General features: G+C 40.6%; 20 protein-coding genes and 1 riboswitch. Of the genes, 6 read left to right on the plus strand and 14 right to left on the minus strand.

Annotated elements, in window-relative coordinates; all coding sequences use genetic code 11:
- Positions 1-165 precede the first annotated feature (165 nt).
- Entirely contained in the window at positions 166-1026 is an 861-nt protein-coding gene (locus QMF37_RS15245) for an Hsp33 family molecular chaperone HslO (RefSeq protein ID WP_283478785.1), read from the plus strand.
- A gap of 59 nt (positions 1027-1085) precedes the next feature.
- Positions 1086-1814: a MerR family transcriptional regulator gene (locus tag QMF37_RS15250; protein WP_283478787.1), complete on the plus strand. Its 729-nt coding sequence runs from the start codon at positions 1086-1088 to the stop codon at positions 1812-1814.
- A 161-nt stretch (positions 1815-1975) separates the two neighbouring features.
- Here the strand turns inward: QMF37_RS15250 and QMF37_RS15255 are convergent, their stop codons facing one another.
- The 9 genes from QMF37_RS15255 to QMF37_RS15295 all read right to left on the minus strand — a co-directional run bounded on the left by QMF37_RS15255 (position 1976) and on the right by QMF37_RS15295 (position 9288).
- Entirely contained in the window at positions 1976-2569 is a 594-nt protein-coding gene (locus tag QMF37_RS15255; protein ID WP_283478788.1) for a GNAT family N-acetyltransferase, read from the minus strand.
- Positions 2570-3027: 458 nt separating this feature from the next.
- Positions 3028-3480 (minus strand): hypothetical protein, encoded by a 453-nt coding sequence (locus QMF37_RS15260; RefSeq protein WP_283478790.1) that lies wholly within the window; start codon positions 3478-3480, stop codon positions 3028-3030.
- Between the two features lie 107 nt (positions 3481-3587).
- Entirely contained in the window at positions 3588-3983 is a 396-nt protein-coding gene (locus QMF37_RS15265; RefSeq protein WP_283478791.1) for an NUDIX hydrolase, read from the minus strand.
- Between the two features lie 126 nt (positions 3984-4109).
- On the minus strand, positions 4110-4325 hold the full coding sequence (locus QMF37_RS15270) for a DUF6366 family protein (RefSeq protein WP_283478792.1): 216 nt from the start codon (positions 4323-4325) through the stop codon (positions 4110-4112).
- 335 nt (positions 4326-4660) lie between these two features.
- Complete coding sequence (locus QMF37_RS15275) at positions 4661-5743, minus strand: M14 family zinc carboxypeptidase (protein WP_283478793.1); 1083 nt, start codon at positions 5741-5743, stop codon at positions 4661-4663.
- A gap of 379 nt (positions 5744-6122) precedes the next feature.
- Positions 6123-7016, minus strand: coding sequence for an IS3 family transposase (locus QMF37_RS15280; protein WP_143039505.1), 894 nt, complete (start codon positions 7014-7016; stop codon positions 6123-6125).
- Positions 7016-7315, minus strand: a complete 300-nt coding sequence (locus QMF37_RS15285) for a transposase (RefSeq protein WP_071153373.1) — start codon at positions 7313-7315, stop codon at positions 7016-7018. Before QMF37_RS15285 ends, QMF37_RS15280 begins: the two co-directional genes overlap by 1 nt.
- Positions 7316-7414: 99 nt before the next feature.
- Entirely contained in the window at positions 7415-8452 is a 1038-nt protein-coding gene (locus QMF37_RS15290) for an LLM class flavin-dependent oxidoreductase (RefSeq protein WP_071153372.1), read from the minus strand.
- A gap of 29 nt (positions 8453-8481) precedes the next feature.
- The gene (locus QMF37_RS15295; RefSeq protein WP_071153371.1) at positions 8482-9288 is read right to left on the minus strand and encodes an alpha/beta hydrolase; all 807 of its coding nucleotides are present in this window, start codon (positions 9286-9288) and stop codon (positions 8482-8484) included.
- 112 nt (positions 9289-9400) lie between these two features.
- Here QMF37_RS15295 and QMF37_RS15300 point away from each other — a divergent pair, with 112 nt between their 5' ends.
- On the plus strand, positions 9401-9916 hold the full coding sequence (locus QMF37_RS15300; protein WP_071153370.1) for a gamma carbonic anhydrase: 516 nt from the start codon (positions 9401-9403) through the stop codon (positions 9914-9916).
- A 57-nt stretch (positions 9917-9973) separates the two neighbouring features.
- Here QMF37_RS15300 and metK read toward each other — a convergent pair whose 3' ends face one another.
- Positions 9974-11170, minus strand: coding sequence for a methionine adenosyltransferase (metK, locus tag QMF37_RS15305; protein WP_071153369.1), 1197 nt, complete (start codon positions 11168-11170; stop codon positions 9974-9976).
- A gap of 201 nt (positions 11171-11371) precedes the next feature.
- A riboswitch (SAM riboswitch) is annotated at positions 11372-11484 on the minus strand.
- 384 nt (positions 11485-11868) lie between these two features.
- On the opposite strand from metK, the gene pckA reads away from it, so the two are divergent.
- Positions 11869-13458: a phosphoenolpyruvate carboxykinase (ATP) gene (gene pckA, locus QMF37_RS15310; protein ID WP_071153368.1), complete on the plus strand. Its 1590-nt coding sequence runs from the start codon at positions 11869-11871 to the stop codon at positions 13456-13458.
- Between the two features lie 42 nt (positions 13459-13500).
- Here the strand turns inward: pckA and QMF37_RS15315 are convergent, their stop codons facing one another.
- The 3 genes from QMF37_RS15315 to QMF37_RS15325 form a co-directional block, all read right to left on the minus strand.
- A complete protein-coding gene (locus tag QMF37_RS15315; protein WP_071153367.1) occupies positions 13501-14280 on the minus strand; it encodes an alpha/beta hydrolase family protein in 780 nt (259 codons plus the stop codon).
- Complete coding sequence (gene ytkD, locus QMF37_RS15320; protein WP_071153366.1) at positions 14261-14719, minus strand: RNA deprotection pyrophosphohydrolase; 459 nt, start codon at positions 14717-14719, stop codon at positions 14261-14263. The genes QMF37_RS15315 and ytkD overlap by 20 nt, the downstream gene beginning before the upstream one ends.
- A 66-nt stretch (positions 14720-14785) precedes the next feature.
- The gene (locus tag QMF37_RS15325; RefSeq protein ID WP_058385823.1) at positions 14786-15232 is read right to left on the minus strand and encodes a Dps family protein; all 447 of its coding nucleotides are present in this window, start codon (positions 15230-15232) and stop codon (positions 14786-14788) included.
- A 106-nt stretch (positions 15233-15338) separates the two neighbouring features.
- Between QMF37_RS15325 and yidD the strand changes: the two genes are divergently transcribed.
- Both yidD and QMF37_RS15335 read left to right on the plus strand, forming a co-directional pair.
- Positions 15339-15569 (plus strand): membrane protein insertion efficiency factor YidD, encoded by a 231-nt coding sequence (gene yidD, locus QMF37_RS15330; protein ID WP_058385824.1) that lies wholly within the window; start codon positions 15339-15341, stop codon positions 15567-15569.
- Positions 15570-15655: 86 nt separating this feature from the next.
- The gene (locus QMF37_RS15335) at positions 15656-16642 is read left to right on the plus strand and encodes a metal ABC transporter solute-binding protein, Zn/Mn family (RefSeq protein ID WP_071153365.1); all 987 of its coding nucleotides are present in this window, start codon (positions 15656-15658) and stop codon (positions 16640-16642) included.
- A gap of 50 nt (positions 16643-16692) precedes the next feature.
- Here the strand turns inward: QMF37_RS15335 and QMF37_RS15340 are convergent, their stop codons facing one another.
- Entirely contained in the window at positions 16693-17361 is a 669-nt protein-coding gene (locus QMF37_RS15340) for an MOSC domain-containing protein (protein ID WP_078080258.1), read from the minus strand.
- Positions 17362-17398: the final 37 nt, after the last annotated feature.

The raw sequence follows: 17398 nt of genomic DNA on the forward strand, positions 1-17398 counted from the left end.
CAGTCAAAAAAGAAGAAACTCCTGCTAGAGCTTCTTCCCTTCCGATAAGGTGTCATATGTTAACTAAAAAATAAATACCGTGAAAATTGCACTTTTTCCTTGAACCTTACGTAGGGTAATGTTTTATAGTAAAACTAGCTTACTTTTGTAAAGGGGGAAATCGTTGTGCAAAATGCCATTGTTAAGGCATTAATTAATGAAGAACAGATTCGTCTATATTTTATTGATAATACCCAGCTACTTCGCGATATCTTTGCCTTAAACCAAGAACTGCCTGAATCTCTTAAACTGATGTTGGGCGAAACGGTATCAGCGATGAGCATACTCTCTGGTACACTCAAAGGGAATCAGCGAATAAGCCTGCAGGTAACGTTGAGTAACCCTCGTTATAAAATTTTTGCGGAAGCCGAAGCGAATGGAAATGTCAGAGGTTACCTGAACGAGGAACTTTTGAGATCTTCTGAAATAGAAGAAAAGTCGATGCAAGAGTTGATTGGACCTTCTGGGATGATCCGTGTCATAAAAGGTTCTGAGATGAATCAATTCACCAGCATTACCGATATGCCAAATCAACATATCACAAAGGATATCGCCAACTATTTTTTGCAGAGTGATCAGACGCCAACCTATCTTTATTCCGATATTCAGTTGGATAATGGAGCTTTCCTTCTTTCCAGCCATACACTATATGCACAACTACTTCCCGGTGCACCACCACAACTGCTTTCAGAAGTGAAAATGATTGTAAAAGCCAATCCGGATATTTTCAGTAAACTAAACGCTGAAGAAGCGAGTGACAGCGAAGAAGTGTTAACCGAGTTATTTGGGGATGCAAAAATTATCGGCCATAGCTCCAGTCAATTTTTCTGCGGGTGCAGTAAAGAAATGTTCTATGGCATGCTTTATTCATTGAGTGAAGAGGAAATCAAACGGTGCATTGAACAAAATAAAGACATTGAAGCTTTTTGCCATATTTGCGGGAAAACCTACACATTTGGGCAAAAGGAGATGCAGCAACTCTTCTAACTTCCAATTTCTTGTTTTTAGTTGGTGAATAGAAATGTTGTTAAATGGAGGCTAAGCGAATGAAGGAACATTGGAAAGTCGGAGAAGTTGCAGAATTGGCGAGTTTAACGATTCGAACTTTACGCTATTACGATCAAATCTGTTTATTTTCACCTTCTCAGTATACGGAGTCAGGGCATCGGCTTTACACGAAAGCAGATTTGGTACGTCTTCAGCCAATTTTGTCCTTAAAGCAAATGGGAATGTCGTTAGAAGAAATACAACTTCTGTTGTCTAATCCGGAGGAACAAACCGTTGCGGAGATTTTGCAAACTCAAATTTCTCGAGTCAAAAAAGAGATAGAGGTTCAGCAAAAACTAGTAGCCGAGTTGGAAAATGCGTTATCGGCTGCACACAGCAATCGGACCCTCTCGATTTCAGAACTTACTAAATTAATGGAGGCGCTGAAAATGAATAAGGAAAAATACTTTTCGAAGCAGCAATTGGATACCATGGAAAGCCGATATGAAAATGCCGACAAACAACTTTTAAAGCAGGCAGAGCAAGAATTTAACGGTCTTATCAAGGAAATTCGTTTGGAAAAAGAAAAAGGCACTTCTCCTTCCGACGAAAAAGTACAAGATTTAGCGAAAAAATGGAATGACATCGTGAATGCCTTTTCCGAAGACGATAGGACTTTCCGTAAGCAAGCCGAACATTTCCACGCCGAAAACCCGGGGAACGAACTGCAATATGAAATAGATGGCGATCTATACCAATTTATCAATCAAGCATTGAATCATAAGTGATTTTATATAAAAGGAAGAGGAAAAGCTGATAAGTTGGATTTCCTCTTCCTTTCTTGTATTTGTTTTTAGAGACTACCGATAAGTTTTGATATGTAAACTCACTATGTTCTCGACTAATTAATTATATAGCTGTGGAACTAGTTCAAGTTACTTACCGTCTCTCAATTTCCATTAAAAGAAGGCGGTATATCAGTTAGATTAATAGAATAAATTAAATTATCGGTCCACTCACCAAATTCAAAAATAAATCCTTCTCTTTTACATTCAAACTTCATCCCAGCACTCTCTGCTAATTTCATGGAAGCCGTATTATCAACGTTAATATGCGCTTCAATCCGATGAAATCCTAAATCTTTCTGCGCGATACGAAGAGCTGCTTTGACAGCTTCCTTGCCATAACCCATTCTCCAGTGCTGATTATGGATCGTATAGCCAATCCGGCCCCATTGGAAATCCATTCTTTCCAGTGTAGAAAAATCGATCATCCCGATGTGTCTATTGTCGGATTTACGGAATACCCCAAAAATATAAGCAATATCGTTTACAGCCTGCTCACGATGTTTCACAATCAGCTTCACAAACCATTCTTCTGTACATTCGCTCATGTCCATTTTTCCATCATCGTGTCTGTGTTGAGACGGATTTCGACATTCAAACTCCGTCAACCAATTTTGATAATCTTCTTTTTTAAGCATTCGTACTATTAATCTCTCTGTTTCTAATTGAATCTCAAAGTTGGCTTCTTTTGATATCAAGATTTCATCCCCTTATTTCATTTTAAAAATCGTGATTTGTAAATTAATTTGGGTTTACATTTCTCTTGTGAAAAAGGAATATTGATTCTTTTTACATCGAAGTGATTATACCACTTGCTCTCTTGATGCCTCAGTTAGTGGTCGAGCTGACTTTGAAAAAATCATTGAAAAGTAAAATCTTCTCAAAAGTACTATTTCACGAACAAGAAAGAAAAGATGTGCTAGTTACAGGCTATTTCTCCTTTGCAATACCAGTAGCTTCCGATAAGCTACGATATGTAAACCTAGATCTTTTGAGATTCAAGTTTTAAAACATTGTAAAACAGCATTCTAAATGTATCATTTTTTCTAATAAAATTAGTTCGGAATGATTTTCTGGTGAAGCCAGTAGAATCAAGTTTTTGAATGTAATTTAATTACCATTAAGTTACATTCAGAATTCACATTACTTACAGATTTTATTCATTGCTAATTACGCCATATCGTTGCTCTTTGCCCATCCATTGGCTAACATCACGCCAGTGGAGCTCTTTAGCGCAGATCCAGCTTATAGGATGAAGAAACGGGTGATTAATTTGCCATTCTTCATCCTCTGCCCAATAGAATTGTCCTTTTTCTAGTACTAGTTTTGCTCCATAGATGATTGAATCCTGGTCTTCTAAACGTGGTTGTATATGAAAGTGAGTGACCCCTTTAAAGAGCAATTCGATGGCCGAGGGATATCGGTCTTGTCTTTGGAATAAAATACGGACGCATGTATCTAGATTGACCGACATACTCATGGAGAGGCCTTCATCAACGAAAGTCTCCGTCGACATATAAAGTTCTTTCAAGCAGCTGTCGTGAAATCCTCCGAAGAGATCCATGAAAATTTCAATGTCTGTAGAGCTATTAATCTTATTCCAATTCACTACATCCCATCCTTTTTAGCAGCATGATTAATTACCGTGTGAATACTCATTTTCTAATGTTTTGAATGTAACTTAATTCACATTATGTTACATTCGAAAATTAATAGTTAGTTAAACAAGCTCTGTATTTTTATAACAACTTCCTTTGGTCTAACATCAATAGAGCCCAGTTCATCTATGTCAATCCATACGGGCAAATATATTCCTCTGTTCCTATTTTCATCGATGTATTCTTCACCTTGCCCAGTCCCAAATGTTCCTCCTGTTATTTCCGAAAGAAAGAAATATTGAATTCCATTGAAATTTACTTTGGCAATACATTCTTGAATAGTAACTTCAATGCCAACTTCCTCCAAAGCTTCTCTTTTTGCTCCGATCTCGGGTGTTTCGCCTTCTTCAATTCCACCGCCAGGAAAAACATAATAAATTGAATCCTCTCTAACTCTTTTAATAAGGCCGACTTTATTATTTTGAATAAGCACTACTGATCCTCTGTCTCTCATAATTCCTCCCTTTATTCTCTTTTATTATTTTATTGCGATTAAATTCACTTTAATTAAATCTGAATGTAACTTAACTGCACATAAGTTACATTCAGATCCTAGTATGTTTAAGAAAAACGCATCCGATTAGCTAAAAAAGAATTGGTATATAACATATCCGAGAAAAAGCATTAAAATTAACAATCCCATTCCTTTCCATCCCATGTCTCCAGCAACATCATTAATATTACCAACGCCCATTCCTCTATCGAGTCCATCGCGCAAAGAACCTGTAGGATTATTCTTCAATTCATTTTGTCTTAGGCGTTCTCTTTTTTCTTGTGATGTTTCTTTTGAATCCATTATTAAGTCCACTCCTCAATTAATTAATAATTCTTTTAATTAGCATTATTATGTCACACTTTTTTCTTTTATCATAATAACAAGGGAATAATTGGAATTACATTTCAAGCTTATTTAATCCGCAAAACCGTTCGTAAAAGTACACTTTTACGAACACTCTAAAAACAGCATAAAAACTAAAAAAAGAACGTTCGTAAACGTATCTAGACACTTTACGAACGTTCATATTTTACATATACGTTTACGAACGCTTTTCTTAGTCCCATTCCTATTAGCGTCTATATTCCGTTAACACTAAAGTTAAAATAGTAATTCGTTCCTTACATATTCACATCTCACTCAGATGTACGGTTTTCTTGATAAGAAAGTGTATCCCAGAATGAGATGTCCGCATCTGCAATAGAATCATCCGCAATTGCACGAACTGTTGCATCGAGTGTCGTGATGGTTTGTTTAATTAGATAGCCATTGCTCTTTTGTCCCAGAACATACGACTCGTAAGAATGATCCGACATGCCGCGCATCTCGAATAACAGGGTAGAAATTCCATACTCGACTGCAATGCCATTTCGACTAATGGTTTCTGCATTTCCGCCTCTGTACTTGCCTAAATGGCCCCATCCTTTTGAATCGATAGCATCGAATACTACAGCTCCCAGCTGCTTGGATTTAAGAAGTACATCCGGGTCAACGTTCGGTGTTGTCGGGTACAAAATAGAACCGGATACCAGTTCTTTATCTCGCTCACTTTGAGTACCTTGATGATGCAAATCAATCATGTAATCAATATCATATTTTCTCATCACATTTTCGTGGAAGGCTTTTGTTTCAGGTTGAATTTTGGTAATGTGATCACGGTTCAAATCAATGCCGTCCGCGTTATAGCGTGTGAGATTCCGCTCTCCTTTCGCTATGTAATCATCTAATGAAAAGTTCACATCTCCCATGGCACCATCTGGATTGAGCATTGGCACGATTAACATATTGACGCCATCTGTTACCCCTTTCATCTTGCCTGTTCCAAGGTGTTTGATAAATTCAAGCGCGCCTTCTGTTGTCAATTGTTCGTTGCCATGTTGTTGAGTGAGAAAAAGAATGGTTGGATTTTCAGGATTTGTCACATACTTAACTAAGTACAAATCACGCCTTTTAATACTTTGTCCAATTACTTCAAGTTCCATATTTTTTTGTTTGGCTTCTTGTGTTTTTAAAAAATCCGCCATTTCATCATATGTTGTTAGTATGGATGTGTTGATGGTTTCGTTGCCACCATAAGCTGGTCCATTCCCCACTGCTCCGACAACGGGCGACATAAAAGGAGAAGCGCTCAAAACCATCGCTCCGGCAATTGTTAATGTCATCATTTTTTTGCGAATCATCTTCTTGTTAGCTGTTTTCGTCACATTCATTTTCTTCATCCATTTTCCACCCCTATGATTTTTTTAGAAACGGTCTTAAGAAAAACAATTCAGCTCCATCTGTAGCCTCCGCTCCAAAGTATTTCGTCACACTAAGTTCTTCCTTCTTTATTGATTGAAATCCTTTAATTGATTTTAAAATGAACAAATGGAATCAGTATATTTTAAATTAACAGTCTATTAGTCGTGCTGAACACTATAACTTTCTTCTTAGCATCAAAAAACCACTTCCTTTATTGGAAGTGGTTATGGTCTTCTGTCAAGAAAGTGGACACGGAAATACTGTTCTTTTTCTTCCAGAACCCGATCGCACTCTGTTTGATCGGACGGTCATGAGAAGCAGTTCAAAAGCGAACTGCTTCTCATGACCGGCAAACTGTTACGAAACTAATCGTTCTGAGGTTAGAGCCTCGTGCTTTTTTTCATAGTTTTCAGGTGACAAGTAGCCAAGTGTGGCGTGCCGTCTCCGCAAGTTATAAAAGTCATCGATGTAATGACTGATGGCCTCTCGGGCGTCTCCCCGTGTTCGGAACCGGTGGCGGTAAATCAGCTCTTTCTTAATGGTGGCGTGAAACGATTCAATGCAGGCATTGTCATAGGGATCTCCCTTACGGCTCATACTGATTTGAAATTCCCCTTTTTTCAAGCACTTGATGTATTCATCGGAACAGTACTGGGAGCCGCGGTCGGAGTGGTGGATCGGTTCACCAACGGGATTCCGCAAAAGCAGCGCGTCCTGTAGCGCCCCAAGTGGCAGTTCGGTCTTCATTGTGACGTCCAGATTCCAGCCAACAATCTTACGCGAGAACAGATCCATCACACTCGCCAGATACAACCATCCTTCTAGCGTCCAGATATACGTGATATCGGTAACCCAGACCGTATTGGGTTTGTCGACATCGAACTTGCGCTCGAGCAGATTCGGGTAGATAAACTGGCTATGATTAGAATCGGTCGTTGTCATGAACTGTTTTGTCGGCAGTGCAGAGAGTCCCAACTCGTTCATGTAACGCCCCACGGTTCGTTCGCATATGGAATATCCCTGCGCCTTGAGATCCTCAAGGATGCGCGGGCTCCCGTAAGTGCCATAGCTCTCATGATACGATTGAGCAATTTTTTGGAGAAGCTCTTCCCGCAGCATCTGCCGTTCAGTTCGATTCGCTGCGATCAGCTGAGTCCGCCATTTATAGAAACCACCTCTGGATACGCCAAGTAGCCTGCACATCTTCAACACGTCGTATTCGTTCCGGTGCTCTTCGATGAACGAATAAATTACGTGCGGCTTTTCATGAAGACATGCATGGCCTTTTTTAAAATCTCTACTTCGTCATCTCGTTCTTTCAGCTGATTTTCCGTCTCACGCAACTTCTTCTCCATTTCTGAGAAAGTGACGCGCGGCTCACCCGTTGGATTCGCCAAACGGTCCTGCTTTTCCCGGTATTCTCTCGCCCATTGCCGCACCGTTGTCGCACTCACACCAACTTCATAAGCCAGGTCGGTGGCTTTCCGCCCTTCCTCAATATGGAGCTTGGCAACATATTCCTTGTATTCGGTCGTTTTGTGTTTGCCCATGTTTGACACGTCCTTTTCTTGGTACTTTCAGTATGTCGAAAACCGAGTAGTCGTGTCCACTTTTAAGTCTAAACCCAGTTAGAATATAAAATGTATTTATTATTGATCTGTTACTATAGAAAAGTCAGTTTGTCTACGTCTTTTCATTTCTTCAGCAATCAATTCAAAGGTTTTGAGTTTGTCCTTAAAATCGTACGTTGCTGAAACTAGCATGACTTCGTCTGCTTCGTATTCTGAAGCTACTGTTTCGAGTTGGTCTACAACGTGCTGCGACGTGCCCACTACCATGCGACGACGATTTTCAGCGACTAATTGCTTTTCGAATTTCGAGTATGGATAAGCACTTGCTTTTTCAGGTGGCGGTGTGCCGTTTGAGGGCATCCCTTGCGCACTCATGGATAATGATAAATCTAAAGAAGAGGCGATCCACTCTGTTAGTTCAGGTGTTTCTTGGCAGACTACAAAAATGGCAATACCGACATAAGGATTACTGCCATCAATTGACTTAAACTGTTTTCGGTATTCTTTCGTGAAGGTTTGGCCGCCTTCTCCATTGATAAAGTGAGCAAACATATAAGGCAATCCTTTTTCAGCTGCTAGCCGTGCTGAATTTTCACTAGATCCTAAAATCCAGATGGGTGGCGCATTTACCGTAACCGGCGTTGCTTTCATGCCAAAGTATGGATGGTCTTCTGGAATAGCATCGTTTAAGTACATACACAGCTCGTCTATTTGTTTAGGAAATAGACTACTGTCTCGCTTTTTTCCTTCATCTAATGCATAAGAAGCACGTGGCATACCACCAGGTGCTCGTCCCATTCCTGCATCGATTCTTCCAGGATATAAGGCTTCCAGCAATTTGAAGTTTTCCGCAATTTTAAAAGCAGCATAATGTGGCAGCATGACGCCACCAGAACCTAGCCGTATTGTTTGAGTCACAGCTCCTAGATGCGCAATCAGCACTTCTGGAGAAGATCCGGCTAGCGTTGTTGCATCATGATGCTCAGACACCCAAAAGCGTGTATAACCCCACTTTTCAGCTTGTTGTGCAAGAATGGCGGTATGCTTTAATGCCTCCTGCGGTGTGCTACCTTCTGAAATTGGTGATTGGTCTAATAGGCTATACTTTAATGCCATAAAAATTCTCTCCTTTACAAAAAAACAGCTTATTCTTCAACCAAGTAACCGACAGAGCGCAAAACTGTATGAATAAACGCCTGCGCTGCTAGAAAGACTTCTTCTTTTTCAGGTTCTTGGAAAATATCGTGATAGCAAAATTTCCATTCTTTGTAGCTGAATTCGTTTAGTTGTTGCTTTAGTAACCATTGACGAGCTACTTCTTTCTCAACAATTAAATCTCGCTCTGCTGTATACAAACAAGTCGGAATCTGCGGATACCTGTCAATACTTGCAGCCGTTTCTTTCATATAACTCTGCAATTCTTTATACCAACTTGCAGTAATAACCGTTTGATACCGCTTGCTTTCGGTTTCTTGACTATAAGAAAAACGATCGCGTGTCAGGTGGCGTAATTCGATGCCATGATCCACCTTTCTGCGGCCAGTCAATTGCGCAACTCCTGGAAATGCGTTTGGCACTTTCGGTGGCAATTTTTTTAACTGCAACCAAGGCGACGTAAAAATAACTCCGGCTACATTGAATTTCCGGTTCCCTAAGACATTCATCGCAATAGTTGCGCCCAGTCCATGGGCAATGACAAATACTGGCAACTCATTTTCTGACGACAGTCTCAGCAACTCATTTACTGCCTGTTCGTAGTCATCAAACGATTCTCGGTGAACTTTGTCCGCTCCCGCATTTTTGCCATGGCCCGGTAAATCTCCTGTATATACGTCAAATCCTGCCGATCGCCATTTTTCAATTTGCCATGCATAGCGCAGGTGTTGTTCATACGCACTATGTATAAACACAACTACTGCCTTTGCTGATCCTTCAGCCTGCCATTTCCACATAATCCAACTTCCTTTCCCTGCTGATTAATTCTCGATGTTGTCTGTTAATTTGACGTTTTGATTTGATTTGTTACGATTAAGAATATCTTATCTTGTTTAAAGGAGCTTTGCTATGATTTATCCATTTAAAGACAAATTCCCTAAAATCGATCCATCTGTTTTCATTGCAGACTACGTCACAATTTCTGGTGATGTGACAATTGGCACAGACTCTTCTGTGTGGTTTAATACGGTGATTCGCGGGGATGTCTCTCCGACGATTATTGGCGATAAAGTCAACATTCAAGACCTCTGCATGCTTCATCAAAGCCCGGGTAAAACCTTGCTTCTTGAAGATGACGTGACTATTGGCCATCAAGTTACACTTCACAGTTGCATTGTTCGTAAAGGTGCTCTCGTCGGCATGGGTTCGATTATTCTCGACGGCGCGGAAATTGGAGAAGGCGCATTTATTGGTGCGGGTAGTCTCGTACCGCCTGGAAAAGTTATCCCTCCTGGCATGCTAGCACTCGGACGCCCCGCGAAAGTCGTCCGCGAACTTCGTGAAGACGATAAAGAAGATATGGAACGTATTGTTCGAGAGTATGCAGAAAAAGCAGCTTATTATAAATCACTCCAAAAAAAGTAACAAAACGAAAAGGACGACCGGGCATCACTGCCTAGTCGTCCTTTTCGTTTTGTTAACTTATACGCCAGCTTGTTCTTTTAAGATCGCTGCTTTGTCTGTACGTTCCCATGGCAAATCAACATCGGTACGGCCAAAATGTCCGTAAGCTGCCGTTTGCTTGTAGATTGGGCGACGTAGATCCAACATTTTAATGATGCCAGCAGGACGCAAGTCAAAGTTTGCACGTACCAAATCATCTAATGTGTCTTCATCAACGATGCCTGTTCCAAACATATCAAATGCGATCGATACAGGATGTGCTACACCAATTGCATAAGCTAACTGAACTTCGCATTTATCTGCAAGGCCAGCTGCGACAATATTTTTTGCAACATAACGCGCCGCATAAGCCGCTGAACGGTCTACTTTTGTTGCGTCTTTTCCTGAGAATGCGCCGCCACCGTGACGCGCATAGCCACCGTATGTATCTACGATGATTTTACGTCCAGTTAAACCTGCATCTCCTTGAGGTCCACCGATAACAAAACGGCCAGTTGGGTTGATAAAATATTTTGTTTCTTCATCGATCCACTTTGCTGGTACAACTTCGTTAATGACGTATTCCTTAATATTACGTTGAATTTGTTCTAACGTTACTTCTGGATGATGTTGAGTTGAGATAACAATTGTATCCACGCGAAGCGGTTTGTTGTTTTCATCATATTCAACCGTCACTTGTGTTTTACCATCTGGACGCAAGTATGGAAGAATTTCTTCTTTGCGTACTTCAGCCAAACGACGTGCCAATTTATGTGCCAATGAAATCGGCAATGGCATTAACTCTTCTGTTTCGTTGTTCGCGTATCCAAACATTAATCCTTGGTCACCTGCACCGATATCGTCTAACTCTTTATCTGTCATTTGGCCTTCGCGTGATTCAAGCGCTACGTTTACTCCAGCAGCGATGTCCGGTGATTGCTCATCGATTGCGGTAAGAACTGCACTTGTTTCTGAGTCGAAACCATATTTAGCTCGCGTATAGCCAATTTCTCTTACCGTTTGTCGAACGACTTTCGGAATATCTACATACGTAGAAGTGGTAATTTCTCCGGCTACTAGAACGAGTCCTGTCGTAACAGTCGTTTCACACGCAACGCGTGCATTTGGATCCTCGGTTAAAATGGCATCCAAAATAGCATCTGAGATTTGATCACAAATTTTATCTGGATGTCCTTCTGTTACTGATTCTGATGTAAATAATCGACGGTTTTTCAAAAAATGTTCCTCCTTATATCCTGCGAGATTGCTCTCGAAATTGATACGGTACTCGTTTCCCATGTCAAGTCCGTTCCAGACAATCTGGATTGAACTTCAAGCCGTTTGTGGCCTTTCACACGAGGATTAAGGGCATTTCACAAAAAAATCCCTTCACTCATTCGTCATGAGGAAAGGAAGAATCATCATTAGCACCTTTCACTCTTATCATCCAAGGTCTGTGCACCTTGTGTCAGGTTGGGCACCATCACTGCAAAAGCAGCAGGTTGCCGGGTTTCATAGGGCCTGCCCCCTCCACCAGCTCGGAATAAGAGTATCCGTTCAATTTTTCATCATACGGAATTAGCAAAGTGATGTCAACAATTTTCGAAAATAAAATTACATTCTTCAAATAAAAACAATGATTTTTTGATTATGCTATTCTACCAAACTTTAGATTCCCGCAAGTAAAAAACCAAACTATTCAGTAGTATTTCTGTTCACACAAAGCCATTGTACACTGTAGAAAACCGCTTTAAAAGGCACCAGGACTATTTGGAAATTATAGAAATAATTCTACGTATTGTCGGGGCTATCCTCTAATATTTTTTAATTTCCCCAGTGGATTAGTGTAGACTAATAAAGCTAATGTGTTATACTAATGAACGAATATACATCCTCCCCATTATGGGAATAACAGAAAAGGAAGGTACATATATATGACTTCAGTGAACTTTGCAAACGATTTAAAAGATCTTTTGACTGGCCAAAATGTGCATGTTCAATTATCAGTGCCACAATTAGTGGAAGCGGCAACATCCCGCAAAGAAGCAGTATTAACTCGGGAAGGCGCTGTAACAGCGGAAACAGGAAAATATACTGGCCGCTCACCGAAAGACAAATACATGGTGGAAGAAGAAAGCTCTAAAAACAAAGTCGACTGGGGCAATGTGAACCGTCCGATTTCAAGCGAAATATTTGAAAAGCTTTACGCTAAAGTGATTAAGCACCTTAAAGACAAAGATGCGCTTTATGTATTCAAAGGATTTGCCGGAGCCGACCATGAATCACGTGTGCCCATCCAAACAATCAATGAATACGCATGGCATAATCTATTTGCTCACCAATTGTTCATCCGGCCTACAGCTGAAGAATTGCAAACACACAAAGCTGAATTCACAGTTGTGTACGCTCCGACTTTTCAAGCAGACCCTGCAGTTGATGGTACAGCTTCTGAAACATTTATCATCGTATCGATGGAGCAAGGCATTATTTTGATTGGCGGCACTGAGTACGCTGGCGAAATGAAAAAATCAATTTTCTCTATCATGAACTACTTACTTCCTGAAAAAGGAATTTTACCTATGCATTGTTCAGCAAACGTTGGTCCAGAAGGCGACGTAACTTTATTTTTCGGTTTATCCGGAACAGGTAAAACAACTTTATCAGCTGACGGTGATCGCAAACTAATCGGTGATGATGAGCACGGCTGGTCAGATAACGGCGTATTTAACATTGAAGGTGGTTGCTACGCTAAAACGATTAATTTGTCGCGTGAAAATGAACCACAAATTTACGACGCAATCCGTTTTGGTTCAGTACTTGAGAACGTCGTAGTGGACCCTGAAACACGCATTCCAGATTATAATGACGGTTCATTAACTGAAAATACACGTGCAGCATACCCAATGCAAGCAATCGACAATATTGTAGATCCTTCAGTTGCAGGACATCCGAAAACAATTGTCTTTTTGACTGCTGACGCATTTGGCGTATTGCCTCCAATCAGTAAATTAACAAAAGAACAGGCGATGTACCACTTTTTAAGCGGCTATACATCGAAACTTGCTGGAACAGAGCGCGGAATCACTTCACCTGAAGCAACATTCTCTACATGCTTCGGTTCACCTTTCTTGCCGTTGCACGCAACAGTTTACGCTGAAATGCTTGGTAAGAAAATCGACGAGCACGGCGCTCAAGTTTTCCTCGTTAACACTGGATGGACTGGTGGCGTATACGGAGTCGGTAGCCGTATGAAACTTTCTTACACACGCACAATGGTTCGCGCTGCGATCAAAGGCGAATTAAACACTGTGCCAACTGAAAAAGAAGCAGTCTTCGGTTTTGAAATTCCAACTGAAGTACCTGGAGTTCCAAGTGAAGTATTAAACCCACGCCATGCATGGTCAGACAAAGCAGCTTATGACCAAAAAGCAAATGAATTGGCGCAAGAATTCCAAGAAAACTTTAAAAAGTTCGGCACTGTCGCACCTGAAATCAGCGTGCTAGGCGGACCAACTCAAAAATAATCTTGCAAAAACCCGTTCGGAATAAAATCCGAACGGGTTTTTTTACTTTTCTTTTTCTCTCATCCACAGACAAACTGCTTTGACTGTTTTCCAATTCGCTACAGGTGGAAAAAAGTGCGTGTAATCTGGAAAATACCATGTCTCATGCGGCTGATCCTTTAACTTTAATGCCTCTTCTAACAAATGTGCTTGTCCGGGTGAGACATTGTCATCTAGTAAACCGTGAATGATCAAAACGGGCGCAGTATTTTCTTCAATCCGCAATAATGGGTTGCGCTCTTCAAATTGAGTTAAAGCGGTGTTCGGCGTTCCCCCATAAAGTCGCTTCATCATGCGACGCATATCCGGACGTTCTTTATACGTTAATACCGTATCTGTAACACCTGCCCATGTAACAACCGACGTAATATCTTGACGCAAAATAGCTGTCCATAATGCCATAATCCCGCCTCGTGAAAATGCCAGTAAGTGGACATTTCCATTACTGAATTTTTTTAAAACATCGACAGCATGAACGGCATCCCACCTGTCTTCTCCTGCAAATTCATCACGGCCTTCACCGCCTCGATTGCCTCGATAATACGGAGCAAACACTACAAAGCCTTGTGCGGCAAATTGAGCGATTCGTGCAGGACGTACCATCCCAATCGACTGAATGCCTCCTCTTAAATACAAGATGCCACTATTGCTTCCTTTTTTTTTCGGTTCAGCTAGCATTCCTTTTACGCGTAATCCTTCTGACCAGTAAACAATTTCTGATAACCGAACGTGTGGATTCGGCGATGGATAAGGTCTCTTCGATCTAATCGTTCCATTTTTCAAGCTGCTTCACCTTCTCTATTATTTTACTCATTCCTTCATCTTTCATTAAAAAACTAAAGTGGCTAGTTGTCTTTAACTCTTTTAACAAGATGATTCCCTCTGTTTCAAGAAGGGAAATTCGGTCTATTCCTTCTACCTCTGCGACAAAAACCGTTTTACAAAATGGTTTCTCTGAATACACCACGTATTCAGCAAACCAGTCTAGGTTTTTTATATGCGCCCCAGTTTCTTCGTAAACTTCCCTCTTGGCAGCCTCCTGTAAACTTTCCCCCACTTCTACTTTGCCGCCTGGAAATTCTAACCCTCGCTCATTATGCTTGGTCAGTACCCACTTTCCGTTATCGCTACAGATTACCAATACATGTCTACTTTCAATAGAAAAGCTATTTTTTTCAAATGATAGTTCACATAAGTAGCCGTTCAAGTCTTGATAATGCATTTTTTCACCTCAATGCCATAAGAAAAGCGTACACTAAATTTCAGTGTACGCTTGTATAATTCTATCTTACTTCTTTTCGCCCAAGAATGCTGATAACATCCAAGAATGTTTTTCAAGATTTTGATGAATGGCATTCAACATGTCTTCTGTCATGTCGTCACCATCTTCAGCTGCCAAATGCATTCCTTTTTTCAGTGATTTCATAATTTTATCGTAATCACTCACAACAGTATCTACCATTTCCTCAGCCGACTCCTTGCTGTTCGCTTCTTCGATCACAGAAAGCGCTAGCTGTTCTTTCATTGTAGCGACCGGCTTTCCACCAAGTGCTAATAACCGTTCTGCAATCTCATCCATGTGCAATGTCGCTTCATTGTATAATTCCTCAAATTTTACGTGCAATGTAAAAAACGAAGGGCCTTTTACATACCAATGGAAATTATGTAATTTTGTATAAGCAACAGACCATGTTGCCACCTGTACGTTTAGTTCTTGGTTTAATTCGTTTGACATTTCCGATCACACTCCATTTTTTTGATAAGTTCATATACTTTATTTATACCACTGATGCCCCTACAATAAACATATGAAGTAATTCTGCGAAAAGAGTTGAAATTTTATGAAGACGACTTTACTACGGATGTTCCGTTTTTATCAACGATTCATCTCTCCTTTATCACCCCCAAGCTGTCGATTTTATCCAACATGTTCGCATTACGGCATTGAAGCTGTCGAAAAGCATGGCGCGTTAAAAGGCGGATATCTAGCCGCGAAACGCATTTTAAGCTGCCATCCTTTCCATAAAGGGGGAATCGATTTCGTCCCTGAAGAATGGCCACCAAAAAAATAATTGGTGGTTTTTCTTGTGTTTTTATTGCGTATACTGTAATATTCAACTAGTCATTAAAACGTAATCATTACATTTTGGAGGAAAATATGAAAAAAATACTATTACTAATCTCTATTGTTTTATTATTAGCAGCTTGTGGAAAAACAAGTGATGAAGCGCAAAGTATCGATACTGATGCTTCGAAGCTACAAATTTATACAACGGTTTATCCACTAACTTATTTTACAGAGCGCATCGGTGGTGATTTGATTGATGTTCAGTCAATTTATCCTGCCGGCTCCAATGAACACACCTTTGAACCCACACAACAAGAAATGATTCAACTCGCAGATGCAGATTTGATGTTCTCGATTGGTCTGGGTCTTGAAGGGTTTATCGACAAAGCTCAAAAAACATTGAAAAATGAAAATGTTGAATTTGTAGCGACTGCTGATACTCTAACAGATGAAGATTTAGAAGCCGCACTTGGGTATAATGAACAATCTCATGAAGAGCATGAAGAAGATTCTCACGAGGCAGAAGCTGAAAGCCATGATGGTCATGATCACGGTTCAACTGACCCGCACGTCTGGATGTCTCCTGTACTAAGCAAAAAATTAGCAGAATCGATTAAAGATTCCTTGATAACAGCCGACCCAGAAAACGCAGAAACTTACGAAAGCAATTATACAGAATTAGTTGTTGAGCTCGAAACCTTAGACCGTTCGTTCGCTACGCTATCTGAGCGCGTCACGAAAGACACCTTTTTCGTTTCCCATGAGGCTTTTGGCTACTTGTCAGAGCCTTACGGTTTTGAACAAATGGCAATCGCTGGACTAAATAGCCAGGATGAGCCTTCGCAAAAAGAGTTAACAGAGATTGTTGATTTAGCAAAAGAAAAAAACATAGAGTATATCGTCTTTGAACAAAATGTTTCGTCTAACTTGACAGAGGTTATTCGAAAAGAAGTAGGTGCTGAAGCAATCCAAATGCACAATCTTGGCGTTTTAACACAAGAAAACATCGACAATGAAGAAACGTATTTTACCTTGATGGAAAAAAATCTACAAGTACTTGAGACCATTCTAAAATAGTGAAAAAGCACAGCCGAGAACTTCTCTCTGCTGTGCTTTTCTTTTTCATGTTAGCTACCCGATGTTAATTTAGTTAGTCGTTTGGTCAAAAATTGCCGCCATTCAGCTGCGAGTTCTTCTACTTCCAATACTTTGACAATCCCATCGATGTCTCTTGTTCTCTGGAAATTGATTTCATTGGCATATAGAACCGATACTTGTTGTGGACTTTTTGCTACTAGACGAATCGATGAATCGGCTCTCACAATGCCTTCTTCTAGTACACGGCAAAGATAACCAGTAAAGCCCGTTTTCACCATTTCTTTTAGTAAAGGCTTCATGTCCAGTCGCCTGTCAATGGTATTACAAGGAACTCTTCCTTGCGTCACTTGAATAATAGCCTCTCCTACTTGAAAAATGTCCCCAATGCAGACGTCTCGCTCTAGCATATTTGTCACCGTTAAATTTTCGCCAAAAGCAGCAGGGGGTAACTGAACTTTAAATTGGTCCTTCCAATAAGCATAATGTTCATACGAATAAATGCACACGGCACGTTCTGGACCTCCGTGATGCTTAAGATCTGCGACACCATCTCCTTGAAAACCGTCCTTAGTTAACAATACCGTTTGCGCTTGTTGTTTACGAATAGCGGTTTCCATTTCCTTGCCGTTTTCATAGGTCATTTTCTCAGGTAACCCGATCGCAAAATTTTTGATGACCGCTTTTTCTGAATTCCTCATACATCCCCCACCTTTTGATCCGTCAGCTAATCGACTC

Origin of the sequence: Planococcus sp. S3-L1, assembly GCF_030063085.1 — a bacterium.
GTDB classification, from domain to species: Bacteria; Bacillota; Bacilli; order Bacillales_A; family Planococcaceae; genus Planococcus; species Planococcus kocurii.